Origin of the sequence: Afipia clevelandensis ATCC 49720, assembly GCF_000336555.1 — a bacterium.
Classification (GTDB): domain Bacteria; phylum Pseudomonadota; class Alphaproteobacteria; order Rhizobiales; family Xanthobacteraceae; genus Afipia; species Afipia clevelandensis.
The window spans coordinates 182,516-207,505 of record NZ_KB375281.1; the positions used below are offsets into that span (position 1 = coordinate 182,516).

The following is a 24,990-nucleotide window of genomic DNA, read 5'->3' on the forward strand; positions in this document are numbered from 1 at the left end:
CGGGAACTTTTGAGGCCCTTGCGCGTCATCATGGGTCGGGCACGGGGGTGCTTGCCAGTCATGATTGAAGCTCACCATGTTCGATCCGGAAACAGTTCGGCAAGGCGACCTGCGCGGAGGCACGCCGCCATGGCGCCAGAGATCCGTGCAGCCAGCCCGTCAGGCCGTCGACCGGGATTTCCGCAGTGACGTTCTGATCGTCGGCGCGGGAGTGACGGGCGCGCTCACCGCGGAGCATCTTGCCTCGCAGGGGCTTGAGGTCTGCGTCGTCGACCGGCAGCGGCCGGGGCTCGGCAGCACAGCCGCGAGCACCGCGATGCTGATGTGGGAGCTGGACCGCTCCCTGAGCGATCTCACGATTATGTATGGGTTCGAGCGCGCCGCGAACATCTACCGCCGCAGTTTCTCGGCGGTCAGCGGCCTGACCGAACTGGTGAATTCCCGTCGTCTGTCCTGCGGTCTGCGGCACAGGCGTTCGCTCTATCTGGCGGCGGGAAAAATCAGCGCGCGCGAACTGAAAGCCGAGCATGACCTGCGCATGCGTGCCGGATTGCCCGGCGACTATCTGGATCATCTCACGCTGCTTGAAGAGTTCGGCCTCTATCGGGAGGCGTCCATTCATTCCATCGGCTCCGCTGATGCCGATCCGTTGCTGCTGTGTCAGGCGCTGCTTGACGCCGCCGCACATCATGGCGCGGTGATTTACGACGCTAGTGCGGAAAATTATGACAGCAGCGGGCAGGCGGCTGTCGTCGAACTCGACAACGGTCATGTGATCGAGGCGAAACACGTCGTTCTCGCCACCGGCTACGTCATGCCGGACTTCGTCACCTCCAGCCTTCACAGAATTTCATCGAGCTTCGCCATTGCAACGCCGCCGCAGTCGCAAGGCGATCTGTGGCGCGACGGCGCGCTGATCTGGGAGGCTTCGGAGAACTACAGCTACGCGCGCACGACGCCGGACAACAGGATCATCATGGGTGGCGAGGACGACGATCGCGCCATCGAACCGGAGGAGCGCGACCACGCGATGCCTGCGAAAGCGGATGCGCTGCTGCATCGGCTGAACGGATTGTGGTCCCATGCCGAACCGGTCGCAGAATTCGTATGGTCCGGCACCTTTGGCACGACAACCGACGGCCTGCCGCTGATCGGGCCTGTGCCTGGCCATCCCCGCATTCACGCGGCCTATGGCTATGGCGGCAACGGGATCACCTACGGCTATCTTGCCTCGCGCATCATCGGAGCGTCCATTGCGGGCAGCCGCCAGCCCTGGTTCGACGATTTCGCCATCGACCGCGACGCGCCGAAAGCGGCGGCCTAGGCCGACGAAAAACCCCGGCGCATCGGCCGGGGTTTTGTTGCTGTCCTGCGAGGGCGAGTTATCCGCCGATGCCCTTTTCCTTGAAGTATTTCAGCGCGCCGGGATGGAAGGGGATCGGCGAGCGCGACTGAACCTGATTGTCCAGCGAGAAGCTCAGGGCTTCCTTGTGGACCGCAACAAGATCGGCCTTCTTTTCAACCAGCGTCTTGACGATGTTGTAAGCATCGTCGTTGCTCATCTTGTCGCCGGTGACGATCAGATTCCAGACCTCGGCAATCTTGTTGTCCTTGTCATAGCCCGGATAGGACCCCGCCTTGATGGTGCTGGCGGTATAGAGCTTGCCGTACTTGGCATTCATCTTGTCGACCGTCTCGCTGTGATCGACCAGCTTCATCTTCACGCCGGGCGTCGCCGCAAGATCGGTCACGGCCGCCGTCGGAATTCCGCCGACCCAGAAAAAGGCGTCGATCTTGCCGTCCTTGATAGCGTTGACCGATTCAGCGACGCCGAGGCGCTCGCGCTTCATGTCTTTGTCCTTGTCCAGACCCGCGGCCTCGATCACGCGGAAGGCCATCACTTCGGTCGCGCTGCCGGGTGACCCGGTGGAGACGCGCTTGCCCTTCATGTCGGACATCTTCTCGATGCCCGTGCCTTCGATCGTCACCACATGCATGCGGTTCGGATAGACCACGAGCAGCGTCTGAAGCGGAACCTTGCCGCTCTTGAATTTATCCTCGCCGTTGTAGGCATTCAGAGCCGCGTCGGCCATGGTGAAGCCGAGTTCGTTTTTTCCGGTGCCAATCAGCTTGAGATTGTCCACCGAGCCGCCGGTGACTTCCGCGGTCGCCTGCACATTCGGCAGGTTTTTCGACAGCACGTTGGCGACCGCGCCGCCGAGCGGATAGTACACACCGCCCGTGCCGCCGGTGCCGATCGACATCGTCTTCTGTTGTGCGTGAGCGGAAAGTGTCAGGCCCGCAGATAGTACGACCGCGAGCGCGGCTGCGAGTTTTGTCGTTCTTCTCATTCGGTCAGTCCTCCCTTTGGATAGTCAGGCCGGTCTTTGAAGCGCCGGTCCTTTTGCTTGCCACAACAATACCCCCAATCCGATCAGGACGCCGGGTACATAAGTATAAGAGATATCGCGACCAATCGCCGCTTCGATCACGGCCTCGATCAGGCTTGGAAACACCAGCAGCAGACCGGACAGCGTGAGCAGCGCGCGTTCGATCAACGTTGTGCTTCGCAACACCCAGCCCTGTGCCGCCGCCGCCAGCGCCATCAGGCCGAGCGTGGTCTTGAGCGTGATCTCGACAATATCGACCCACGAGCCGCCCTTCGGAAGGTTGAGCAGCAGGCCCACGCCCTGCGGATCGAGCACGAACACGAACGGCACAAGGAATGCGGGCAGGGTGTATTTCCACGACTGCAGCGTGGTCTTGTAGGGATCGCCGCCGGTGATGGCAGCGGCCGCGAAGGGCGACAGCGCGGTTGGCGGCGACACTTCAGACAGCACTGCATAATAGAAGATGAACATGTGCGCGGCGTAATCCGGAACGCCGAGCTTGATGAGGGCAGGCGCCGCGATCACTGCACAGATGATGTAGGACGCGGTGACGGGAACGGCGAGGCCGATGATCCAGACAATCAGCGATGTGTAGATCGCCGTCAGCAGCAGGCTGCCGCCGGCGTAGGCGATCACGATCGACGAGAACTTCAGGCCGAGGCCGGTGAGTGTCACGATGCCGACGACGATGCCCGCGCAGGCGCAGGTGGTCGCGGCATTGAGCGCGCCGATCGAGCCGTCCGCCAGTGCGCGCTTCAGTTTCGGCGGCATCAGCGCCGTGTCCTTGCGCAGGAAACTCAGCGCGAAGGTGGTGATGATCGCATAGAAGACCGACAGCGACGGCGAATAGCCGATCACCATGAAGAAGACGACCGCGACGAGCGAAATGAAGTGGAAGCCGTAGCGTTTGGTCATCTCGCCGAGCGACATGTCGGGCTTGAAGTTGACGTCACGCGCGCCGAAGCGCTTGGCGTCGAGTTCGACCATGATCAGCAGCGACAGATAATAGAGACAGGTCGGGATGGTCGCCATCCAGATCACGTCGAGATAGCTGATCTTGAGAAACTCGGCGATCAGGAACGCAGCCGCACCGAGCACCGGCGGCGACAGGATTGCGCCGAGGCCGCCCGCGGCGAGCAGGCCGCCCGCGGCGTTTTTCTCGAAGCCTGCCTTCTTCATCATCGGATAGGCGACGGTACCGATCATCACGGTGGTCGCGACGCCGGATCCGGACGGGCCGCCGAGCAGGAACGACGAAAGAACGACCGTGCGCCCGGCGCTGTTCGGCTTGCCGCCCATCAGCGCCAGCGAGAAATCAATGAAGAATTTTCCGGCTCCCGACTGCTGCAGGAACGCGCCGAAGATCGTGAACAGGATGATCAGTGTCGCGGACACGTCGACCGCGACGCCGAAGATGCCTTCCAGCGTGATGAAAAGGTGGCCGACAAGCCGGGGCAGGTCGTAGGCCCGGTGGGTCCATGGCGCCGGAAAGTACGGACCGAGCATCGCATAGGCGATGAAAAGGATCGAGACCACCGGCATAATCCATCCGGTGGTCCGGCGCGTTGCCTCAAGCACAAGGACGATGAAGATCAGGCCGACGATAACGTCCCACCGGTCGGGCGTGGTGGCGCGGTCGGTGAAATCGTCTCCGCCCATGAGCGCATAGACGATGGTTGCCACCGCAAGAATGCAGGGGATGATATCCCACCAGCGCACCCGATTGCGGAAACGCGCCGCGAGCGGAAACAGCAGGAACGAAAGAACGAGCGTAAACGCGACATGGGTGTAACGCAGTTCCTGGGTCGGAACGATTGCGTAGGCGGCGTAGAGATGGAACAGACTCATCGCGATCGCGATGTACGTCACCACCTGGCCGATGAATCCGCCGAGCCTGTTGGTCGCGCCTTCATCCGCTTCGATGAATTCCTCGGCCTTGCGAAGTGCCTCATCGGAAATGACCGTCGAGTCATTGCCCGGCGGTGAATCTGCCGTCGCCATCCGTTTCTCCCCCCGTGGCCCTGTTTGTTGCGGGCCTTGCGGTCTTCCTGCTGACGCAGGGACCATTCGTTGCGCGCATTGAGGCGGGTTCAGAGGCATTAGGCAAGACTCGTTTTCAGCGATGGCGCTGTTGCGCGTGTCTCGGTGGTAAAAGCCGTGCGTTTTCGAGCGCGCGGGTGACGGCAACCGGCGCGATTGGTCCGATGATTGGCGACGGACAGGGCCTGGCGGTATTCCTTGCAGTGGAAAACGCGAAACCCTTTGGAATATGGCTAAATTGCGTGCTGCGGGGCAGCAAAGACAATTGACTTGGGCGAGGTGAGTGTTTACTCACGTTGCGCCATGAGCACCCTCAGACTAACGAGCGATCTCCGCCGGGAGCAAATTCTGGAGGCAGCCAAGCGTTGTTTCGCCCTCCACGGCTTTGCGGGGACGACGACGCGCAGCGTCGCGCAGGCTGCGGGGATTTCCGAAGGATTGCTGTTCAAGCATTTCCCCACGAAAGCCGCACTCTATGCGGAAATTCTCGCCGAAGAGTGCGAGGCCGATCCCGAACTCATCCGGCTTCGCGAATTGAAGCCATCGACGACGACGCTGGTGATTCTCATCCGCGAAATGGTTGCGCATTTCATGCGTGCGACCGAATCGCCGGACGGGGAGGACGCCCAGCGGGTCAGGTTGCTGATCTCCAGCCAGTTGACCGACGGCGAATTCGCGCGGCTGCTTTATGACAAGATCGGAGATTTGATAGGAACGATCTTCGAGGCTTCGCTGGAGAGCGCGATCGCGGCGGGCGATGCGGAGCGGGTCGAGGGGGAGCAACTCAACCTTTTCTGGTTCGCGCATCAGGTTGTTCACATGGTGGCCCTTGCAAGGCTTCCTGCGACTCCCTCATTGACGTATCCCAGCGCGCCCGACTTCGAGCGACAGATTTGCCAGTTCATTCTCCGCGGAATCGGAATGAACGGCCGGGCTATTACTTCTTATTTGGACACCGTTCCTCCGCTTATGGATGCGGCGGACCGAATTGCGGAAAGTGCATAACATGGACGCCACGAGCAAACCGTCTCAACACACTCCTTCCCCGGCGGAGAAGCCGCGTCCGCCAGTACGCATGCGGCGCTGGATGATCATCATCGGCGCAGCGCTTGTTCTGCTGGTCGGCATCATCTGGGGCTTCAACGCCTTCCGCAGCCACATGATCGCGCAGTTCTTCAAGAACAATAAGCCGCCGCCAACCGTTGTTGCCGTGGCCGAGGCGAAGTCGGAAGTGCTGCCAAATCTTCTGACCGCGGTCGGCGATCTCGCCGCCGTGAATCAGGTGAATGTCACCACCGACGTGAACGGCCGCGTCACCGAAATCCTGTTCCAGCCCGGCGCCGAGGTGAAGGCAGGCGATCCCCTGCTGCAAATCTATGACGCACCGGATCAGAGCGATCTCGCCAGCTACAAGGCACAGACGCTGGCGGCAAAGCTCGCGCTCGACCGCGCCCAGGCGCTGCTTGCCAAATCGTTCGGGCCGCAGGCGACCGTCGATCAGGCGCAGGCCGCCTACGATCAGGGCGCAGCCGCGGTGGCAAAGACCGAAGCGATCATCTCGCAGAAGCGGATCACCGCGCCGTTCAGTGGCGTGCTCGGCGTGCGTCTGGTGCAGCTCGGCCAGTATCTCAGCGCCGGAACGCAGATCGTGTCCCTGACCGATCTGTCGCGGCTCTATCTGAACTTCACGGTCACTGAAAAGGATCGCGCGGTTCTCGATGTCGGCCAGACCGTCCGCATCAAGGTGGACGCCTATCCGGGCCGCACCTTCGAGGGCAAGATCACCACCATCGAACCGCAGATCAGCGCCGACACTCGCAACGTCCGGGTTCAGGCGACCCTCGACAATCCGAACCGCATCCTGCAGCCGGGCATGTTCGCATCGACCACGGTCGAACTGCCGTCCAAGCCTGCGGTGGTCACCGTGCCGGAAACGGCGGTCGATTACACGCTCTATGGCGACTCCGTCTGGCTTATCACCGGAACGAAGGATGCCGAAGGCAAGGAAACGCTGAAGACCGATCGGACCTTCGTGAAGACCGGACAGCGGATCAATGGCCGCGTTGTCATTGTCAGCGGCGTCAAGCCGGGCGACCGCGTGGTCGCTGTCGGACAGCTCAAGCTGCAATCCGGTTCGGCCGTCACGATTTCGACCGACCAGCCGCCGCCGATTCCCGCGCAACCGCCGCGCTATTGATTTTCCGAGGGAGCGCCACGCATGGCCTTCACTGATATCTTCATCAAGCGGCCGGTACTGTCGCTTGTCGTCAGCCTGCTGATCCTGCTGATCGGCTTCAAGGCTGCGACAAGCCTGGGTATCCGCCAGTATCCGAAGCTGTCCAATACGGTCGTGACCATCACGACGTCGTATCCCGGCGCGTCGCCCGATCTGATGCAGGGCTTTATCACCCAGCCGATCGAGCAGGCGGTAGCGTCGGCGGAAGGCGTCGATTACATCACGTCCTCGTCGGTGCAAGGCACCAGCACGATCTCGGTTTATATCAAACTCAATGTGGATCCGAATTCGGCGCTGACCGAAGTCAGCTCCAAGGTCAGCTCGGTCCGTTATCTGATTCCACGAGAATCGAACGACCCGGTGATCACGAAATCGACCGGCCAGACCACCGCGGTGATGTATATCGGTTTCGCCAGCGACGAACTCACCGGACCGCAGATATCGGACTATCTCGCCCGCGTGGTGCAGCCTATTCTCTCGACCGTCGATGGCGTCGCATCCGCCGATATTCTTGGCGCGCAGACGCTTGCGACCCGCATCTGGCTCAATCCGGAGCGGATGGCCGGCCGTAACGTGTCGCCGGACGATGTCGCGGCTGCGATCCGGGCCAACAACTTCCAGGCCGCCGCCGGCCAGTCCAAGGGCTATTTCATCGTTTCCAACGTGACGACGAATACCGACCTCACCAGCATCGAGCAGTTCAAGCGGATGACGGTGAAGGCGAAGGACGGCGGATTCGTGCGTCTTGAAGACATCGCCACGGTCGAACTCGGCGCGCAGAGCACGGATGCGAGCGTCGCCATGAGCGGTCAGCAGGCGATCTTCATCGGCGTGCAGTCGACGCCGCAGGGCAACCCGCTGAACATCGTTAAGGGCGTGCGCGGGCTGTTCCCGGAAATCGAACGCAACCTGCCGCCGTCGTTGAAAATGCGCGTGGCCTACGACTCGACCAAGTTCATTCAGTCGTCGATCGACGAAGTGCGCGATACCCTGCTTGAAGCGGTGCTGATCGTTGTCGTGGTGATCTTTCTGTTCCTCGCCTCGCTGCGCTCGGTCATCATTCCGGTGGTCACGATTCCGCTGTCACTGGTCGGCGCGTGCATCCTGATGCTGGCGATGGGCTTTACGCTCAACCTGCTCACGCTGCTGGCGATGGTGCTCGCCATCGGGCTTGTGGTGGACGACGCCATTGTCGTCGTCGAAAACATCCACCGGCACTTGGAGGAGGGCAAATCTCCGGTCGAGGCCTCGCTGATCGGCGCACGCGAAATCGTCGGGCCGGTCATCTCCATGACCATTACGCTGGCGGCGGTGTACGCGCCGATCGGCTTCCTCGGCGGTCTGACCGGCGCGCTGTTCCGCGAGTTCGCCTTCACGCTGGCCGGATCGGTGATCATCTCAGGTGTGGTCGCGCTCACGTTGTCGCCGATGATGTGCTCGGTGCTGCTCAAGGGCGGACATCAGAACCAGGGCCGTTTCGCCAAGCTGGTCGATCGCGTGTTCACGCGCGTGACCGACTGGTATGGCCGCAAGCTCGAGCGCTCGCTGGATTATCGGCCGATTACCGGTCTTTTCGCGGTGGTTATCCTGTTCCTTGTCGGCTTCATGTACATGAACACCAACAAGGAGCTGGCGCCCGAGGAAGATCAGGGCATTCTGTTCTCGGTGACCAAGGCGCCGCAATACGCCAACATCGACTACAGCAATTTCTACGGAAAGAAGCTCGACAAGGTTTTCGCCAGCTTCCCCGAGACCGATCTGCGCTTCATCATCAATGGCACCAGCGGGCCGGCCAACGGCATCGCGGGCATGATCCTGAAGCCATGGGACGAGCGCAAACGGTCGTCGCTGGCGCTCAAGCCGTTGGTTCAGAATGAACTGAGCAAGGTCGAGGGCGTCAACGCATTCGCGTTCAACCTGCCGGCGCTGCCGGGCGGGCCCGGCGGCTTGCCGATCCAGATGGTCATCAGCACCACGAGCGGATTTCAGGCCGTCTTCGAGCAGATGGAAAAGCTGAAGAAGGCCGCGCGCGAGAGCGGATATTTCATTGTCGCGGACAGCGATCTTGCCTTCAATCAGCCCGTCGTCCGCGTCACGGTGGACCGCTCGAAGGCAAACGATCTCGGCATCAACATGTCGGCGATCGGCGCAACGCTCTCGACGCTGCTCGGCGGCAACTATGTCAACCGCTTCAACCTTGAAGGGCGATCCTATCAGGTGATCCCGCAGGTGCCGCGCGAGCTGCGCCTGACGCCGGAATCCCTCGGGAACTACTACGTCGCGACCAATACGGGACGGCAGGTGCCGCTTTCGACCGTCGTCAGCATTCAAACCGCGACCAATCCGAACGCGCTGACACATTTCAACCAGTTGAACTCGGCGACATTCCAGGCAGTGACGATGCCCGGCGTGACGGTCGGCAAGGCGGTGGAATTCCTCGAGCAGCAGGCCAAGCAACTGCCCGCGGGATTCTCTCATGACTATCTCGCCGACTCCCGTCAGTACGTGCAGGAAGGAAACCAGCTCACGGTGACCTTCGTGTTCGCGCTGATCATCATCTTCCTGGTGCTGGCGGCGCAGTTCGAGAGTCTTCGCGACCCGCTGGTGATTTTGATCTCGGTGCCGATGGCGATCTCGGGCGCGCTGATCCCGCTGTTCTTCGGATTGGCGACGATCAATATCTACACCCAGGTGGGTCTGGTGACGCTGGTCGGCCTGATCTCGAAGCACGGCATCCTGATGGTGGAGTTCGCCAACGAGATGCAGATCAAGGAAGGGCTCGACCGCCGCACCGCCATCGAACACGCGGCGCGGGTCCGCTTGCGTCCGATCCTGATGACCACGGCTGCGATGGTCGCCGGCCTGTTGCCACTGCTCACCGCGAGCGGTGCGGGCGCCGCGAGCCGTTTCTCCATCGGCATCGTGGTGGTCGCAGGTATGTCCATCGGCACGCTGTTTACGCTGTTCGTGCTGCCGGCGGTTTATACCTGGATCGCGACCGACCATAAGGCCGCATCGCAGAACCAGCGGGCCAAGGACATCGAGAAGTACGAACTCAGTCTCACCTGAGGCTGTGACAGGTCGTCATGTCCGGCGGTGTGCCGGACATCCACGTTCTCATCCGTGCCCGTTTTAGGACGTGGATGGCCGGGCCAAACGAGCGGAATCAGCTCGTTCAGTGCCCGGCCGTGACGATGATCTTCATCGGCCGGGGCCGGTCGATGCTTCGTGATATACCGCGCAGCCGCCTTTATGTATGATCGCCGCGATCATGCTGACGGTTCAAAGCCTCACCAAATCCTACCCGACCTCTGAAGAACAGCTTGCGGTTTTGCGCGGGGTCGATCTCGTGCTAGCGGCCGGCGAGAGCGTCGCGCTGACCGGCGAATCCGGCAGCGGCAAGAGCACGCTGCTGCATCTGATCGCAGGTCTCGACAGGGCCGATAGCGGCGAGATCTGGCTCGACGGTGCGCTGGTGTCGGGATTGTCCGATAGCGACCGGGCAGCGATGCGGCGGGACCGGCTGGGCCTTGTGTTCCAGCAGTTCAATCTCATTCCAAGTCTTCAGGTCGCCGACAATCTTGCCTTTCAGGCGCGCATTGCTGGCCGTCATGACCCGGTCTGGCAGGACGAGCTGGTGGAGCGGCTGGGCCTCGGAACGTTGCTGGATCGTTATCCGGAGCAGCTATCCGGCGGTCAGCAGCAGCGCGTGGCCATCGGCCGCGCACTGGCGATCAAACCGCTGGTGCTGCTGGCGGATGAGCCGACCGGAAATCTCGATGAGAAGACCGCCGACGATGTGCTGGCGCTGGCGCGCGATCTGGTAGCCCGCACTGGCTGCAGTTTCCTGATGGTGACACACAGCGAGCGTCTCGCCGCGACGCTCGACCGGCAGGTTCATCTCACCGCGGGGCGGATCACATGATGCGTCCACTGTGGATTCTCGTGGGTCTGTTGAGCCACTGGAAGCGGCACCGGATGCAGTTTGCGACCTTGCTGATCGGATTGATCTCGGCGACTGCGCTGTGGAGCGGCGTGCAGGCGATCAACCAGCAGGCGCGCGCGAGTTACGACCGTGCGGCGGCGACATTCGGTGGCGCGAACACCGCGATGCTGATCGGGCGCGACGGCCCGGCTTTTCCGCAGCAGCTCTTTGTCGATCTGCGCCGCGCCAACTGGCCGGTGTCGCCGGTGGTTGAGGGGCGTGTGGTGATCAGCGGCCGGGCCTTTCGGTTGCTCGGTATTGAACCGGTCTCGCTGCCTGCGGGAGCGGGCGCGGCTCCTGAAATTGCGCAGGCTGATCTGCAAAAATTTCTGACGCCGCCGGGCCAGACATGGGTCGCGCCGGAAACTTTGGCCGATCTGGGATTGCGGGAAGGCGCCGCGCCGCAGACGAATGGTGTTTCATTGCCGCCGCTCACAGTGCAGGTCAATCTCGCGCCGGGCGTTTTGATTGTCGATATCGGTATCGCACAGCGCCTTCTCAAAATGCCCGATCAGGTGTCGCGGCTTTTGGTCGGAGACCTGCGCGGCAAACGTCCGCCGCTGGAGCAGGTGGCCGGCGACAGGTTGCGGCTGGTCGCGGCGGGCGCGCCGAGCGATCTTGAGCGCCTGACCGCCAGCTTTCATCTCAACCTCACCGCATTCGGCTTGCTCTCCTTTGTCGTTGGCCTTTTCATCGTGCATTCGGCCATCGGGCTTGCATTGGAACAACGATTGCCGATGTTGCGCACTATGCGCGCGTGTGGCGTGTCGGCACTGGCACTGACCCTGACGCTTGTTGTTGAACTGGTTTCGCTGGCCATCGTGGCCGGGATGATCGGTTTGATCTGCGGCTACCTCGTCGCCGCGCTTCTCCTGCCCGATGTGGCCGCAAGCCTGCGCGGGCTGTATGGCGCGCAGGTGCCTGGGCAGCTTGTGCTGAAAGCGGACTGGTGGCTCTCAGGCCTTGGCATGAGCATTCTCGGCGCATTGCTGGCGGCCGCTGCCGGTCTTTATCGCGTCTATCGCTTGCCGGTTCTCGCCGCGGCGCAGCCTTATGCCTGGCAGCAATCGCAACAAAGATGGCTGAAAAGGCAGGGCCTGCTCGCGCTGGCCATCCTTCTCGTTACAGCCGGGTGTTTCCTTTTCGGCAATTCCCTCGCAGCCGGTTTCGGAATGCTGGCGGGACTGTTGCTCGCGGCGGCTCTGATATTGCCGGTCATTCTCGGGGTTGCGTTGCGATTTGGTCAGGCCGGTACGGCGCAGCCATTGGTGAAATGGTTCTGGGCCGATAGCCGCCAGCAATTGCCAGGTCTGTCGCTGGCGCTGATGGCGCTGCTGCTCGCGCTTGCCGTGAATGTCGGTGTCGGCACCATGGTGCAGAGTTTTTCGCGCACCTTCGCCGCATGGCTCGATGACCGGCTGGCGTCGGAAATCTATCTCAATGCAACGAGCGATGCGCAGGCCGCCGAGATTGTCGCGTGGCTGCATCAGCGTCCCGAGGTTGATGCCATCCTGCCGGCATGGCGCACCGACGTGACGCTGGCGACGCTGCCCGTGGAAATCATCGGCTTTGCCGATCACGCAACCTATCGCGAACGCTGGCCGCTGCTGGAAGCACAGCCGCACGTCTGGGACAAGGTGCGGGCCGGCGAGGGAGCCTTGTTCAGCGAGCAACTGGCGCGGCGGCTGAAGGTCGAACTCGGCGATCGTGTCACGTTGCCGGGAGCGACGGGGCCGTGGCCGGTGACGGTTGCGGGAATCTATCCCGATTACGGCAATCCGAAGGGGCAGATCGGCATCGACATTGATGCACTGGCGGCACACTGGCCCGACATTCCGCGCACGCGATTTGGCCTGCGCGTGAAACCGGAGAAGGTGGCCGGGCTTGTCGCAGCCATACGTGAGAAGTTCGGACTCGATTCCAGCAGGCTGCTGGATCAGGCCACGCTGAAAGCGGAATCCATCCGCATCTTCAACCGGACATTTTCTGTCACTTCCGCGCTCAACGCCTTCACGCTCGGCGTGGCAGGGATTGCTTTATTCACGAGCCTGCTGACGTTGAGTTACAGCCGGTTGCCGCAGCTCGCGCCGCTCTGGGCGCTCGGGTTGACGCGGCGGCGGCTTGCCGGGATCGAGCTTCTGAAAACCATGTCGGTCGCGCTGATCACGGCGCTACTGGCGCTGCCGCTCGGTATCCTTGTGGCCTGGTGCCTGGTTGCGGTGGTCAATGTGAAAGCGTTTGGCTGGCGTCTCCCGCTGCATGTCTTCCCGCTGCAGTTACTGGAATTGCTCGCCGTTGCGCTGTTGGCGGCGCTGCTGGCGACATGCCTTCCGATTCTGAGGTTGATGCGGCTGCAACCCGCAGCCCTTGCAAAGATATTTGCCAATGAGCGCTGACAGGCACATCAGCCGCCGCGCGTTTATCGGAAGCAGCCTGATCGCGCCGCTGGCGGGCACGCTTGCACATGCGCAGGGTTTCGCGGGGCTTGGCGGCGGCAGCGATGGCTTCGCCGAGGTCGTTCCCGGCAGGATGCTAGAATTCCCGCGCGACCACGGTCCGCATCCGGATTATCGCATCGAGTGGTGGTATCTGACCGCGAACCTGAGGGATGCGGCCGGAGACGAATGGGGCGCGCAATGGACGCTGTTCCGGCAGGCCATGACGCCGGGCGCGCAGCAGGAAGGCTGGGCCAATCGGCAGATCTGGATGGGACATGCGGCGGTCACCGGCCCGACTATCCATCGTTACGCGGAAAAATTCGCGCGCGGCGGTATAGGGCAGGCGGGGGCTGAAGCTGCGCCGTTTCATGCATGGATCGATTCATGGGAGATGCGCGGTGGCGATGGCTTTCATGCGCAGACCATCGCGCCGCTGTTCGTCACCGCATCGAGCGATGACTTTGGTTATGTGTTGAGTCTCGCGTGCGATCGGCCGCTCGTGCTGCAAGGCGATGGAGGCTACAGCAAGAAATCCGAACGCGGGCAGGCGTCGTACTACTATAGCCAGCCTTATTTCACAGCTTCGGGCACGCTCACCCTTGATGACAGGCAGGTTGCAGTCACCGGGCGCGCATGGATGGACCGTGAGTGGAGCAGCCAGCCCTTGGCATCGGACCAGACCGGATGGGACTGGTTCTCGCTGCATCTGGACACCGGCGAGAAGGTCATGCTGTTCCGGCTGCGCCAGAAGGACGGCGGGAACTATTTCGCGGGCAACTGGATTGATCGCAGCGGACGATCCGAACCATTGCCAGCCAATACGATTGTAATGACGCCGACAGCATTCACGGACATTGATGGCCGAAAGCTGCCGACATCGTGGCGTGTCACTGTCGCGGCGCGCGGATTGAACGTCGACAGCGTCCCGCTCAATGCAAAAAGCTGGATGGGGACGCGCTTCGCGTATTGGGAAGGGCCGATCAGTTTCAAGGGCAGCCATGGCGGCGTCGGCTATCTTGAGATGACGGGGTATTGAACGCTGAATTCTCGTCATTGCGAGCGCAGCTAAGCAATCCATGGCGACGAAATGGATTGCTTCGTCGCTTCGCTCCTCGCAATGACGGTCAGAACTGGAAACAACATGAATCAAAAGCCATTCGGAAACACCGGACAGCAAGTGTCAGTCATCGGCCAGGGCACCTGGTATATCGACCGCGGTGACCGGGCACCGGCCGTAGCAGCGCTTCGCAAGGGGCTCGATCTCGGCATGACCCATATCGACACGGCGGAGATGTATGACGATGCCGAGCTTGTGGTCGCGGAGGCCATTGCAGGGCGGCGCGACGAGGTGTTTCTGGTCTCAAAGGTGCTGCCGAGCAATGCCTCGCGCAAAGGGACAATCGCAGCCTGCGAGCGCTCGCTGAAGCGGCTGAAGACCGATCGTCTCGACTGTTACTTGCTGCATTGGCGTGGATCGTATCCGCTGGAGGATACGGTCGCTGCGTTCGAGCAACTGGTAAGCGATGGAAAAATTCGCTCATGGGGTGTCAGCAACTTCGACGCGGGCGATCTTGCCGAGATGACCGACGTGGCGGGCGAAGGGCGCATCGCCTGCAATCAGGTGCTCTATCATCTGAACGAGCGCGCCATCGAGCACTCCGTTATTCCGTGGTGCGAGGCGCATGGGCTCGCGGTGGTTGCCTATTCGCCATTCGGCCATGACGATTTTCCCGAGCCGGAATCAGCGGGCGGGAGGCTGCTGAAAAATATCGCGGATCGGTACGGCGCGACGCCACGTCAGGTGGCGCTGGCCTTTCTGACACGCTGGCCGTCGGTCTTTGCGATTCCGAAGGCATCATCGGCGAACCATGCCGCGGACAATGCCGGCGCGGGAGACTTGACGCTGGCGGACAGTGAGGTTGCCGCGCTGGACAAGGCGTTCCCGCTGGGGCGCGAACCGCGCAGCCTGCCGATGATCTAGATCACGGCCTTGATGCCCTGCCAGAGCAGCAGCAGCGAAATGATGAACAGCAGCACATAGGCGATGTTGTAGAACAGGCCAGTCGGCGTTTTCCGCACCAGCCAGATGCCTGCGAAGTTCGCCAACACGGCAATTGGAAGCAGCACAAGCGAGGTGGCGAAATTCTTCGCTGTGAACTGCGCCAGCGCGAAGTAGGGGCCGATCTTCAGGAGATTGACCACGGTAAAGAAGATCGTGGTGGTGCCGACCAGTGTCAGCTTGGGCAGCCGCTGCGGCAGGACGTGAACCTGAAACGGCGGCCCGCCGCCTTGCGTCATGAAGGATGTAAAGCCGGACACCGCGCCCCAGAACACGCCGCTGACGGCCGTTGCCGGGTGCGCTTCAATCCGGTTCCGGCGCAGCCATGTGTTGGCAACGAAGGCGAGGCCGATGACGCCGATGATGATCCGGACCAGTGCGTCCGACAGATGCGAGGCCAGCAGCCACGCGAGCGCCATACCGGCAATGGCGCCGGGCAGCATGACTTTCAGGTTCCATGCGTCCCAGTCACGCCGGTAGACGTAGACTGAGATCATGTCCTGAATGATGAGAAGCGGAAGGATCAGGGCCGCGGCTTCCAGCGGCGGCAGATATAGCGCCAATAAGGGCGTGGATGCGATACCGAGGCCCGAAAAGCCGCCCTTCGCCAATCCAAGAAGGATCACTGCGGGGATTGCGACAGCATAGAACAGCGGCTCGGTGATAATGGCGTGCACGTCATGATTCCGTCAGATGCTCTTCACTTAGGCCTCAGAAGGCCCGGCAAGATCAACTGATATCACCGCGCAGAAATGCAGGCCGCCCTTGTGGGTTTGCAGCGGTGACCCTAGATTTCGGGCATGCCTCGCTATTTCTTCAACACGCGGATCGGCGCGACGCTTATTCCGGATCCGGAAGGCGAGGATTTGCGCGATCCGGATCATGCCTGGCGCGTTGCGCACGCGACCGTCCGGCAAATTCTTCACGACGAAGGCAAGGACCCGTCGCTGCTTACCGCCGTGCTGGAAGTGACGGACGAAGCCGGTGAAATCGTGCTTGAGTTTCCGTTCACCGAAGCGCTGGAGACGCCCGACGAGCCCCCGCCGTCGCGGCACTGATCTCGGGTGTTGCGTCCATCTCGCTCTGAGCGAGTTTAACGGCGATATCAGCGATCGTTTCGGTGGCCAGCGTATCCGGAGTGGCGAGCCAGCTTGCCGAGAACGTCAGCGCGGGCACATGCAAATCCGTCGATAGAAGCTGAAGCTGGCCTTCCGCCAGTTCGCGCTCGACAATGGCTGTCGGGATGACGGCGATGCCGATGCCGTCTGTCGCCATGCGGATCACGGTGGCGAGCGAGGCGCTTGTATGCAGGCGCGGCGAGGGCAGGTCGGGACGATTGAACAGTGAGCGCACGATCTCATAGGGCTGTGTCTTGCGGGGAAATGTGATGATCGCGAACTTCGCCAGGTCTCGCACGGTCAGCAGACCGTCGCCGAGTTTCAGCGATGGACTGGCAACGAACGAGTTCGGATAATCGCACAACACGCGGTTGCGCACGTTGGATGCGGGCCACGGCCCGAGACAGAACGCAAGATCAATTTCCTGCGCCATCAGCCGTGCACGAAGATTGGGCGTGATGTCGATTTCGATTTCCAGCGAGAGGTTCGGCAATGTGGTCGCAACACGCTCGATCAGTTGCGGCAGCCATGTATGAACGATGGTTTCCGACACTCCGAGCCGGACGATGCCGCGCATGGCCGAGCGATCCATGACGGCGGCCATCATCTCGCGGCGCAGGCCGATCAGCTTCTCGGCGTAAAGCATCATCTGCCGGCCGCCGGGTGTCGGCGTGACGGAACGGCTGTCCCGCTGCAGCAATTTCACGCCCATTTCCGCTTCGAGCTGAGAGATGCGCTGCGAGATCGCAGGCTGCGTTGTGTTGAGCTTGCGCGCCGCACCACCGAAGCTGCCGAGCGTCACCACCCAGAGAAACGTCTCGATCGACTTGAAGTCCACCATGCCGTAACCCCGCACCTATTAATCCAGCTTATCGTTTCTGATAAAAAAACGCGACTAGACTTTATCTTGGGGCGATGATCCACTCTTTTCAACGGGAAATGGAGTGGTCTTATGCTTTCGGCAGCCGAACAGGTGACACGTTCCGTTCAGGGCCATGATGCGGATCTCCCCAGCCGTGATGCCCGGCTGGCCTATCGTGCAGGTCGGGTGGATGTCACGGCAGGTGTCGCGCCCGGATATGTTCAGGGCAATCTGGCCATCCTGCCCGAAAGCCTTGCGGCGTCCTTCCATCGCTTCTGCCAGCTCAATCCCAAGCCATGCCCGATTATCGGCATGTCGGAGGTCGGCGATCCACGCATTCCCGCGCTTGGCATTGATCTCGATATCCGCACCGATATCCCGCGTTACCGGGTCTGGCGCGACGGCGAACTGACCGAGGAGCCGACCGATATCATGGCGCACTGGCGCGACGATCTCGTTGCTTTCGTGATCGGCTGTTCGTTCTCGTTTGAGGAAGCGCTGATCGCGGACGGCTTGCACATTCGTCACATCGACGAACAGCGCAACGTCCCGATGTACCGCACCAACATTGCGTGCAAGGCGGCGGGACCTTTCGAGGGACGGATGGTGGTGTCGATGCGTCCGTTCAAGCCCGCGGAAGCCATTCGCGCGATCCAGATCACGACACGGTTTCCATCCGTGCACGGTGCGCCGGTGCATATCGGCAAGCCGGAGCTGATCGGCATCAGCAATATTGCGAAGCCGGACTATGGCGACGCAGTGAGCATTCAGCCCGACGAGATGCCGGTATTTTGGGCGTGCGGAGTGACCCCGCAATCGGTCATCCTGCAGTCGCGGCCCAGCTTCGCAATCACCCACGCGCCAGGCTTCATGCTGGTGACGGACGTTCGCAATTCTGAATTTTCCATTCAGTGAGTTTGACCAGATCAGCCGCAATGCCCCGTAAAGGCAGTGTCTAACCAGGGAGTATCGTCGATGAATCGCCGCGAAGTATTGTTGTCCGGTGTCGCCATGTCCGTTGCCGGAACTCTTGGGACCCGCGCCCTGGCGCAGGCCGGCAAGGAAATCCTGATCGGCTGCATCTGGCCGCTGACGGGGCCGACCGCGCAGATCGGCGCGGATGCACGCCATGCGCTGGAAACCGCGGCAGACATTGTCAACAATGCCCATGACCTCGATTTGCCCACGGCAAAGAGCGCCGGGCTTGCGGGTCTTGGCGGCGCCAAGATCAAGCTGGTCTTCGCCGACCATCAGGGCGATCCGCAAAAAGGCCGGGCCGAGGCCGAACGCCTGATCACGCAGGACAAGGTGGTCGCGATCTGCGGCGCGTTCCACTCGTCGGTGTCGGCGACGGTGAGCGCGTCGTGCGAGCGGTACGGCATTCCCTACGTTGCGGCCGATTCGTCCTCGCCGAGCCTGCATCGCCGCGGCCTGAAGTTCTTCTTCCGGCCCGCCGCGCATGACGAGATGTTCTCCCTCGCGATGTTCGAGTTCATGGACGCCTTGAAAAAGAAGGGCAAGAAGATCGACAGCGTCGGACTGTTCTTCGAGGACACGATTTTCGGCACCGACTCCTCCAACGTCCAGCGCAAGCTCGCCGCCGATCGCGGCTACAAGGTCGTCGCCGACATCAAATATCGCGCATCGTCGCCGTCGTTGACCGCCGAAGTGCAGCAGATCAAGAGCGCCAATCCGGACGTGCTGCTGCCATCGAGCTACACCACCGACACTATTCTTCTGATGAAGACCATGGACGAGCTCGGCTACAAGCCCAACAACATCCTCGCGCAGGCGGCGGGCTTCTCCGACAAGGCGACCTTCGATGCGGTGGGCGACAAGCTGAACGGCATGATCTCGCGCGCCAGCTTCTCGCTCGATCTGGCGTCCAAGCGTCCGTCGGTCGGCAAGGTCAATGACATGTTCAAGGCCCGCGCCAACCGCGACCTGAACGACAATACCTCGCGGCAGTTGACGTCCATCCTCGTCCTTGCGGATGCGATCGACCGGGCCAAGTCCACCGACGGCGAGAAGATCCGCGCCGCGCTGGCGGCCACCGATACGCCCGGCGAGAAGACCATCATGCCGTGGAAGCGGATCAAGTTTACCGCCGAGGGCCAGAACGATGACGCCGACCCGGTGCTGCTGCAGTATCTCGGTGGCAAGTTCATCACGGTCTATCCGGCGCAGGCGGCGATCGCCGAGCCGAAATGGCCGATGAACGGCTGAATGAAGAGGGGCGCTGTCATGATTGGCAGCGCCCCTTTTTCTGAAACGGTTCATGCCGTGTCCACCCGCCATGTCCTTGACGGAATGAGTTCACTGTGACCACGCAAGCCTTTCTTCAGGTAATCGCAAGCGGCCTCTTGATGGGGCTGATCTATGCGCTGATCGCGGTCGGCCTGTCGCTGATCTTCGGTCTGATGGATGTGGTGAACTTCGCCCACGGCGAATTTCTCATGCTGGCGATGTATGCGACATTCGGGCTGGTGTTCATGACCGCGCTCGATCCGGTGGTGCTTGCGCCGCTGGTGGTGGCGCTGATGTTCGTCCTTGGCGTCTCGGTTTATGCAGGAGTCATCCGCTACGCGATGCGCGCCAAGGCCAACCCCGGCATGGTGCAGATATTCGCGACCTTCGGCCTGGCGCTCCTGATCCAGGGTCTCGCGCAATACTTCTTTACCCCGGACTATCGCAACATCGCCAACACATGGCTCGGCGGCAAGACACTGAATCTCGGTGGCGTATTTCTGCCCTGGCCGCAGATTTTCGGCGGGGCGGTGTCGCTTGCGGTGTTTGGAGGTCTCTACTGGCTGATCACGCGAACCGATTTCGGCAAGGCGCTGGAAGCGACCCGCGAGGATCAGGGCGCGGTGGCGCTGGTCGGCATCGACCGCAACCGGGTGTTCGCACTCGGGTGGGGGCTGGGCGCAGCGCTGGTCGGTGTCGCCGGCGCGGTGTTGGCGATCTTCTACTACATTCATCCGCAGGTCGGCGGCACGTTTGCGCTGATTGCTTATGTCACCGTGGCGCTCGGCGGTTTTGGCAGCATCTTCGGTGCGCTGGTGGCGGGGGTGATTGTCGGTCTTGTCGAGGCGCTGACGACCTTGATCCTGCCGGCGTCGCTGAAATCCGTCGGTGTGTACTCGCTCTATCTTCTGGTGTTGTTCGTCAGGCCGAGCGGCCTGTTCGGGAGGCTGTGATGACACAGGGCATGACCGCCTCGTCGATGTCCGCGTTCGTCGCCAGCCGGCGGCGGCAGCTCATCACCGCCGCCATTGTCTTTGCGCTGATCGCGCTGGTGCCGCGGTTTGTGTCGGACGTTTACATGATGAACGTCCTGATCCTGACGCTGCTGTTTGCCGCGCTGTCTCAAAGTTGGAACCTGCTCGGCGGCTATTGCGGACAGGTCTCGCTCGGCCATGCGCTGTACTTCGGGATCGGCGCCTATGCGACAAGTCTCCTCTATGTGAAGTTCGGCATCACGCCATGGGGCGGGCTGCTTGCCGGCGGAATCATCGCCGCGGTGATCGCGCTGGCGCTGGGATATCCGTGCTTCCGGCTCAAGGGACACTATTTCTCGATCGCGACCATCGTCATCGCTGAAATTGGCCTGCTGCTGTTCCATAACTGGGACTATGCGGGTGCCGCGCTCGGCATCCAGTGGCCGTTTACGCCGGATTCGTGGTGGACGTTGCAGTTCGCGCGGGACAAGGCGCCATATTTCTATTTCGCGCTGGGCCTGTTCGCGGTCACCTGGCTGGTGACGTTCTCGATTGTCGAATCCAAGTGGGGTTACTGGTGGCGGGCGGTGAAGGACAACGCCGAGGCCGCCGAGAGCCTCGGAGTCACGATCTTTCGCTCCAAGATGGCGGCGGCTGCGATCTCGGCGTTCTTTACGGCGGTGGGCGGGGGATTCTATGCGGCGTTCGTGTCGTATATCGACCCTGACAGCGTGATGCATTTCCGGTTCTCCTTGTTGATGGCGCTGCCCGCGGTGCTGGGCGGTGTCGGCTCGCTCTGGGGGCCGGCGATCGGGGCGCTGATCCTGATCCCGTTGGCCGAGCTTTCGCGGTCTTATCTCGGTGGCTCGGGCTCCGGCCTCGATCTCGTGATCTATGGCGGGCTGGTCATGATTGTGTCGCTGACCCGGCCCGAAGGCATCCTCAGCTTCATCAAACCGATCAAGCGTGAGGCGACGGCATGACCGGAAAGCCGCTTGTGACATGCCGCAGCGTGACGCGCCGTTTCGACGGCCTTGTCGCCAATGATTCCATCGACCTCGATGTCTATCGCGGTGAAATCCTCGGACTGATCGGCCCCAACGGGGCTGGCAAATCGACCCTGTTCAATCTGATCGCGGGCGCGTTTCCGGTGTCCTTCGGCGTCATCGAATTCGACGGACGCGATATCACGCCGCTGCCTGCTGCGGATCGCTGCGACCTCGGTATCGCGCGGACCTATCAGGTGCCGCGTTCGTTCGACTCGATGTCGTTGGTAGAAAACGTCACGGTCGGCGCGTTCGTGCGCTATCCCGGCGTCCTCCAGGCGCGGACGAAGGCGCTGGATGTTCTCGATTATGTCGGCCTTGCGGCGCATGCCGACTCATCCGCCGCCGATCTGACCCCACCGCAGAAGCGGCGTCTTGAGGTTGCGCGCGCGCTCGCCACCGAGCCGAAGCTGCTGCTGCTCGATGAGGTGTTGACCGGATTGACGCCCAGCGAAGCGGCTGCGGGCGTCGAACTGATCCGGAAAGTCCGGGAGACCGGCGTGACCATCGTCATGGTCGAGCATGTAATGGAAGTGGTGATGCCGCTGGTCGATCGCGCAGTGGTGTTGCATCTCGGAAAGGTTCTGGCAGAGGGCCTGCCGAAGGAAGTCGTGCGCGACGAAAAGGTGATCGCGGCCTATCTGGGGGATCGTCATCGTGTTGCTTGATGTTGCGAACCTCACCACGGCCTATCGCGGACTGATCGCGATCTCGGATATCTCGATCAATGTCGATTCAGGCGAGATCGTCACCGTCGCCGGCGCCAACGGGGCCGGAAAATCAACCTTGCTGAAATCCATTGCCGGCATGGAGAAGCCCAAGTCCGGCACCGTCAACTTCGTGGGCGAGCGGATCGACAACATCGCCGCGCATCTGGTTACTGCGCGCGGACTTGCTTACGTGCCGGAAAACAAGCGGCTGTTTCCGCGCCTGAGCGTCGCCGACAATTTGCGGCTCGGCAGCTACCTGCATCGTGGCAGTCCGGACCGGGATAGCCCGCTGGAATTCGTGTTCAAGTTGTTTCCCCGGCTGGAAGAGCGGCTCTCGCAGCGGGCCGCGACACTGTCCGGCGGCGAGCAGCAGATGCTGGCGATCGCGCGCGCGCTGATGACACGGCCGCGTCTTCTGATGCTGGACGAGCCGTCGCAAGGCATCATGCCCAAGCTGGTCGATGAAATTTTCCAGGCGGTGCAGCAGATCCGCGACAGCGGTGTCACCATCCTGCTTGTTGAACAGCGGCTGTCGGAGAGCCTTGAGATTTCCGACCGCGCCTATGTGCTGCAGACGGGAAAGGTGGTGATGAGCGGTCCTGCGGCTGACATCAAGGCCAATCCGGAAGTCAGGCGAGCCTATCTCGGCATGTAGATCATCTGGCCGGCCACGAAAACAACTCAGTAATGCTGGATACCTCGATGCACGCTTTGCGCGCAAATGAAGACGTTTGCCTTGTCGCAAACCGTGGTGCAACGTCACGGGAGACCGGCAGCCTGGCAGCAACATTCAACTATCAACGGCAGGACATGTCCATGACAGTCTACGGCGGCCCGGTTTTCGATATGGCTGTGAAGCAGTTCGGCGTGATCGCCGATCATCTTTCGATTCCTCACGATGAGCGCGCGCGGCTTCTGATGCCCAAGCGCGCTGTCACGGTCTCGTGTCCGATCCATCGCGATGACGGAACCGTTGCCGTGTTTGAAGGCTATCGTGTTCAGCATCATCTCACGCTCGGGCCGACCAAGGGCGGGACGCGATTCTCAACCACGGTCGATCTCGGCGAGGTCGCGGCGCTGGCGATCTGGATGAGCTGGAAGTGCGCGCTGGTGGGGCTACCCTATGGCGGCGCGAAGGGCGGAATCCATGTCGATCCGGCGGCGCTGTCGCGGACCGAGCTGGAGGCGCTGTCGCGGCGCTACATGCAGGAGATGATTCCGTTTGTTGGCCCGCACACAGATGTGATGGCCCCGGACATGGGCACCAATGAGCAGGTGATGGCGTGGTTCATGGACACTTATTCCATGTACCAGGGCAAGACGGTGACCGAGATCGTGACCGGTAAGCCGGTTGCATCAGGCGGCACGCTTGGGCGCCGCGAAGCGACGGGCAGGGGTGTCGCTTATCTCGCCCGGCGTGTGCTTGCCCTGTTGTCGGTCAGCTTCACAGATGCGACAGCGGTAATTCAGGGGTTCGGCAATGTCGGCTCCCATACCGCGCTGGAATTGGCGGAGCACGGAATCAAAATCATCGCGGTCAGCGACCACACAGGTGCGTTGTACGATCCGAAGGGGTTGGATGTTGCGGCTCTCGCCAGGCATGCCGCCCGTCACGGCAGCATCGCCGGCTTTTCCAGCGAATTGCAGTGCGATCCGGCGAGCGTGCTGACGTTGCCGTGCGATGTGCTGGTGCCTGCCGCGATGGAACGGGTGATCGACGCGGATGTCGCGGCGCAATTGCGCTGCCGCGTGCTGGCGGAGGGCGCCAACGGGCCGACCACGCCGGACGCCGATCAGGTTCTCGAACAGAGGCAGAAGGAGATTTTCGTGATCCCCGACATCCTGTGCAACTCGGGCGGCGTGGTGGTCAGTTATTTTGAATGGGTGCAGGACCTGCAGCAGCTTTTCTGGGAAGAGGAGGAGGTAAAGCAGCGCGAGTATCGTATCCTCGATCGCGCTTTCGATGCGATGGTGGCACGGGCGAAGAAAGAAAACGTCTCGCACCGGACCGCGGCCATGGCCATCGGCGTCGAGAAAGTCCGCGCGGCCAAGACGACGCGCGGACTGTTTCCGTAATGGCCCTAGGCCGCGTGCGCGTTCGCCGCGATCAGCGCTTTCAGCACATCATCAGGCCGCTCCGCAGTCATCATGTGGCCTGCGCCCGGCAGCACGACGGGCTTCGATCCCGCAATCGCAGCGGCAAGCTGCCTGCCGGATTTGAGCGGGGTCATCATGTCCCGTTCGCCGAGAATAAGCGTGGTCGGTGCCGTGACCTTCGTCGCAGCGTCCATCGCGGTCTTGTAATCGTTGCAAGCAGCGAGATCGTTGTGCAGCACGCCGGGCGCGTCGCGTTCCAGCACGCGCTGGCCGCCGCCCAGCATCCACAGGCCCGGCGCTTGCGAGCCGCCCAGCGTCGCACCGAAACCGAAGCCCCAGATCGACACCATGTCGATGGCGTCGTGATTGTTGTCCTTCGCCGCATTCAGCAGATCAGGGGACACCGGCATGGCGCCGCCAACGCCGATCAGCGACAGCGCGGAAATTTTGTCCGGGTAGCGCGCGGCGGCATCGAGCGCGATCAGCGATCCCATCGAATGGCCGACAAGGCCGGCCTTCTTCGCGCCGGCCGCTTCGATCAGCTTGATAACCCAGTCGGCCATGCCGGAGATGGTCGGAATCAGCGCGCCCTTGGACTTGCCGTGCCCTGGAAGGTCAGGTGCGAGCACGCTGTAGCCATGATGGGAGAACCACCGGCTGAACAGCGCCCACATTGAATGATCGAAGCCGGCGCCGTGCAGGAAAATCACCAGCGGCAGGTCCGGATTGAAGGGCTTGCCGCCCGTCGTGGCGAAAACCTCAGCGCCGTCCACAGTCAAAATCATGTC

At 61.9% G+C, this 24,990-nt stretch carries 22 protein-coding genes; 17 read left to right on the plus strand and 5 right to left on the minus strand.

The genetic code is table 11. From position 1 onward, the window contains the following. Positions 1 to 76: 76 nt before the first annotated feature. Positions 77 to 1,324, plus strand: a complete 1,248-nt coding sequence (locus tag HMPREF9696_RS00825) for an NAD(P)/FAD-dependent oxidoreductase (protein ID WP_040301724.1) — start codon at positions 77 to 79, stop codon at positions 1,322 to 1,324. Positions 1,325 to 1,382: 58 nt separating this feature from the next. Here HMPREF9696_RS00825 and HMPREF9696_RS00830 read toward each other — a convergent pair whose 3' ends face one another. Next, complete coding sequence (locus tag HMPREF9696_RS00830; protein ID WP_002711033.1) at positions 1,383 to 2,351, minus strand: TAXI family TRAP transporter solute-binding subunit; 969 nt, start codon at positions 2,349 to 2,351, stop codon at positions 1,383 to 1,385. 24 nt (positions 2,352 to 2,375) lie between these two features. Continuing rightward, positions 2,376 to 4,391, minus strand: coding sequence for a TRAP transporter permease (locus HMPREF9696_RS00835; protein WP_002711034.1), 2,016 nt, complete (start codon positions 4,389 to 4,391; stop codon positions 2,376 to 2,378). Positions 4,392 to 4,405: 14 nt separating this feature from the next. On the opposite strand from HMPREF9696_RS00835, the gene HMPREF9696_RS21905 reads away from it, so the two are divergent. From HMPREF9696_RS21905 to HMPREF9696_RS00870, 8 genes are all read left to right on the plus strand, one after another. After that, entirely contained in the window at positions 4,406 to 4,699 is a 294-nt protein-coding gene (locus HMPREF9696_RS21905) for a hypothetical protein (protein WP_157169983.1), read from the plus strand. A gap of 34 nt (positions 4,700 to 4,733) precedes the next feature. After that, entirely contained in the window at positions 4,734 to 5,435 is a 702-nt protein-coding gene (locus HMPREF9696_RS00840) for a TetR/AcrR family transcriptional regulator (protein WP_002711035.1), read from the plus strand. Positions 5,436 to 5,505: 70 nt separating this feature from the next. Next, positions 5,506 to 6,627 carry an efflux RND transporter periplasmic adaptor subunit gene (locus HMPREF9696_RS00845; RefSeq protein ID WP_009735720.1) on the plus strand — a complete coding sequence of 374 codons (1,122 nt, stop codon included), beginning with the start codon at positions 5,506 to 5,508 and terminating at the stop codon, positions 6,625 to 6,627. A gap of 21 nt (positions 6,628 to 6,648) precedes the next feature. Further along, complete coding sequence (locus tag HMPREF9696_RS00850; protein WP_002711037.1) at positions 6,649 to 9,735, plus strand: MexW/MexI family multidrug efflux RND transporter permease subunit; 3,087 nt, start codon at positions 6,649 to 6,651, stop codon at positions 9,733 to 9,735. Between the two features lie 202 nt (positions 9,736 to 9,937). Next, complete coding sequence (locus tag HMPREF9696_RS00855; RefSeq protein WP_174309434.1) at positions 9,938 to 10,591, plus strand: ABC transporter ATP-binding protein; 654 nt, start codon at positions 9,938 to 9,940, stop codon at positions 10,589 to 10,591. After that, on the plus strand, positions 10,588 to 13,047 hold the full coding sequence (locus HMPREF9696_RS00860; protein ID WP_174309435.1) for an ABC transporter permease: 2,460 nt from the start codon (positions 10,588 to 10,590) through the stop codon (positions 13,045 to 13,047). Before HMPREF9696_RS00855 ends, HMPREF9696_RS00860 begins: the two co-directional genes overlap by 4 nt. Continuing rightward, on the plus strand, positions 13,037 to 14,125 hold the full coding sequence (locus HMPREF9696_RS00865; protein ID WP_002711041.1) for a lipocalin-like domain-containing protein: 1,089 nt from the start codon (positions 13,037 to 13,039) through the stop codon (positions 14,123 to 14,125). The genes HMPREF9696_RS00860 and HMPREF9696_RS00865 overlap by 11 nt, the downstream gene beginning before the upstream one ends. 105 nt (positions 14,126 to 14,230) lie before the next feature. Continuing rightward, positions 14,231 to 15,070 (plus strand): aldo/keto reductase, encoded by an 840-nt coding sequence (locus HMPREF9696_RS00870; protein WP_002711042.1) that lies wholly within the window; start codon positions 14,231 to 14,233, stop codon positions 15,068 to 15,070. Here HMPREF9696_RS00870 and HMPREF9696_RS00875 read toward each other — a convergent pair. After that, on the minus strand, positions 15,067 to 15,825 hold the full coding sequence (locus HMPREF9696_RS00875; protein ID WP_002711043.1) for a sulfite exporter TauE/SafE family protein: 759 nt from the start codon (positions 15,823 to 15,825) through the stop codon (positions 15,067 to 15,069). The genes HMPREF9696_RS00870 and HMPREF9696_RS00875 overlap by 4 nt on opposite strands. A gap of 123 nt (positions 15,826 to 15,948) precedes the next feature. Between HMPREF9696_RS00875 and HMPREF9696_RS00880 the strand changes: the two genes are divergently transcribed. Beyond that, entirely contained in the window at positions 15,949 to 16,206 is a 258-nt protein-coding gene (locus tag HMPREF9696_RS00880; RefSeq protein ID WP_002711044.1) for a DUF6894 family protein, read from the plus strand. Here the strand turns inward: HMPREF9696_RS00880 and HMPREF9696_RS00885 are convergent. Continuing rightward, a complete protein-coding gene (locus tag HMPREF9696_RS00885) occupies positions 16,157 to 17,107 on the minus strand; it encodes a LysR family transcriptional regulator (RefSeq protein WP_002711045.1) in 951 nt (316 codons plus the stop codon). The two genes, HMPREF9696_RS00880 and HMPREF9696_RS00885, sit on opposite strands and share 50 nt — an antisense overlap. Positions 17,108 to 17,218: 111 nt before the next feature. On the opposite strand from HMPREF9696_RS00885, the gene HMPREF9696_RS00890 reads away from it, so the two are divergent. The 7 genes from HMPREF9696_RS00890 to HMPREF9696_RS00920 all read left to right on the plus strand — a co-directional run bounded on the left by HMPREF9696_RS00890 (position 17,219) and on the right by HMPREF9696_RS00920 (position 24,181). Then, positions 17,219 to 18,043, plus strand: coding sequence for a putative hydro-lyase (locus HMPREF9696_RS00890; protein ID WP_002711046.1), 825 nt, complete (start codon positions 17,219 to 17,221; stop codon positions 18,041 to 18,043). Positions 18,044 to 18,103: 60 nt separating this feature from the next. Then, positions 18,104 to 19,354 (plus strand): ABC transporter substrate-binding protein, encoded by a 1,251-nt coding sequence (locus tag HMPREF9696_RS00895; RefSeq protein WP_002711047.1) that lies wholly within the window; start codon positions 18,104 to 18,106, stop codon positions 19,352 to 19,354. Between the two features lie 95 nt (positions 19,355 to 19,449). After that, a complete protein-coding gene (locus tag HMPREF9696_RS00900) occupies positions 19,450 to 20,328 on the plus strand; it encodes a branched-chain amino acid ABC transporter permease (RefSeq protein WP_002711048.1) in 879 nt (292 codons plus the stop codon). After that, positions 20,328 to 21,332: a branched-chain amino acid ABC transporter permease gene (locus tag HMPREF9696_RS00905; RefSeq protein ID WP_002711049.1), complete on the plus strand. Its 1,005-nt coding sequence runs from the start codon at positions 20,328 to 20,330 to the stop codon at positions 21,330 to 21,332. The genes HMPREF9696_RS00900 and HMPREF9696_RS00905 overlap by 1 nt, the downstream gene beginning before the upstream one ends. Next, positions 21,329 to 22,063 carry an ABC transporter ATP-binding protein gene (locus HMPREF9696_RS00910; RefSeq protein ID WP_002711050.1) on the plus strand — a complete coding sequence of 245 codons (735 nt, stop codon included), beginning with the start codon at positions 21,329 to 21,331 and terminating at the stop codon, positions 22,061 to 22,063. The genes HMPREF9696_RS00905 and HMPREF9696_RS00910 overlap by 4 nt, the downstream gene beginning before the upstream one ends. Further along, complete coding sequence (locus tag HMPREF9696_RS00915; RefSeq protein WP_002711051.1) at positions 22,053 to 22,760, plus strand: ABC transporter ATP-binding protein; 708 nt, start codon at positions 22,053 to 22,055, stop codon at positions 22,758 to 22,760. The genes HMPREF9696_RS00910 and HMPREF9696_RS00915 overlap by 11 nt, the downstream gene beginning before the upstream one ends. 161 nt (positions 22,761 to 22,921) lie before the next feature. Then, the gene (locus HMPREF9696_RS00920) at positions 22,922 to 24,181 is read left to right on the plus strand and encodes a Glu/Leu/Phe/Val family dehydrogenase (protein WP_002711052.1); all 1,260 of its coding nucleotides are present in this window, start codon (positions 22,922 to 22,924) and stop codon (positions 24,179 to 24,181) included. Between the two features lie 5 nt (positions 24,182 to 24,186). Here HMPREF9696_RS00920 and HMPREF9696_RS00925 read toward each other — a convergent pair whose 3' ends face one another. Then, entirely contained in the window at positions 24,187 to 24,987 is an 801-nt protein-coding gene (locus HMPREF9696_RS00925; RefSeq protein WP_002711053.1) for an alpha/beta fold hydrolase, read from the minus strand. Positions 24,988 to 24,990: the final 3 nt, after the last annotated feature.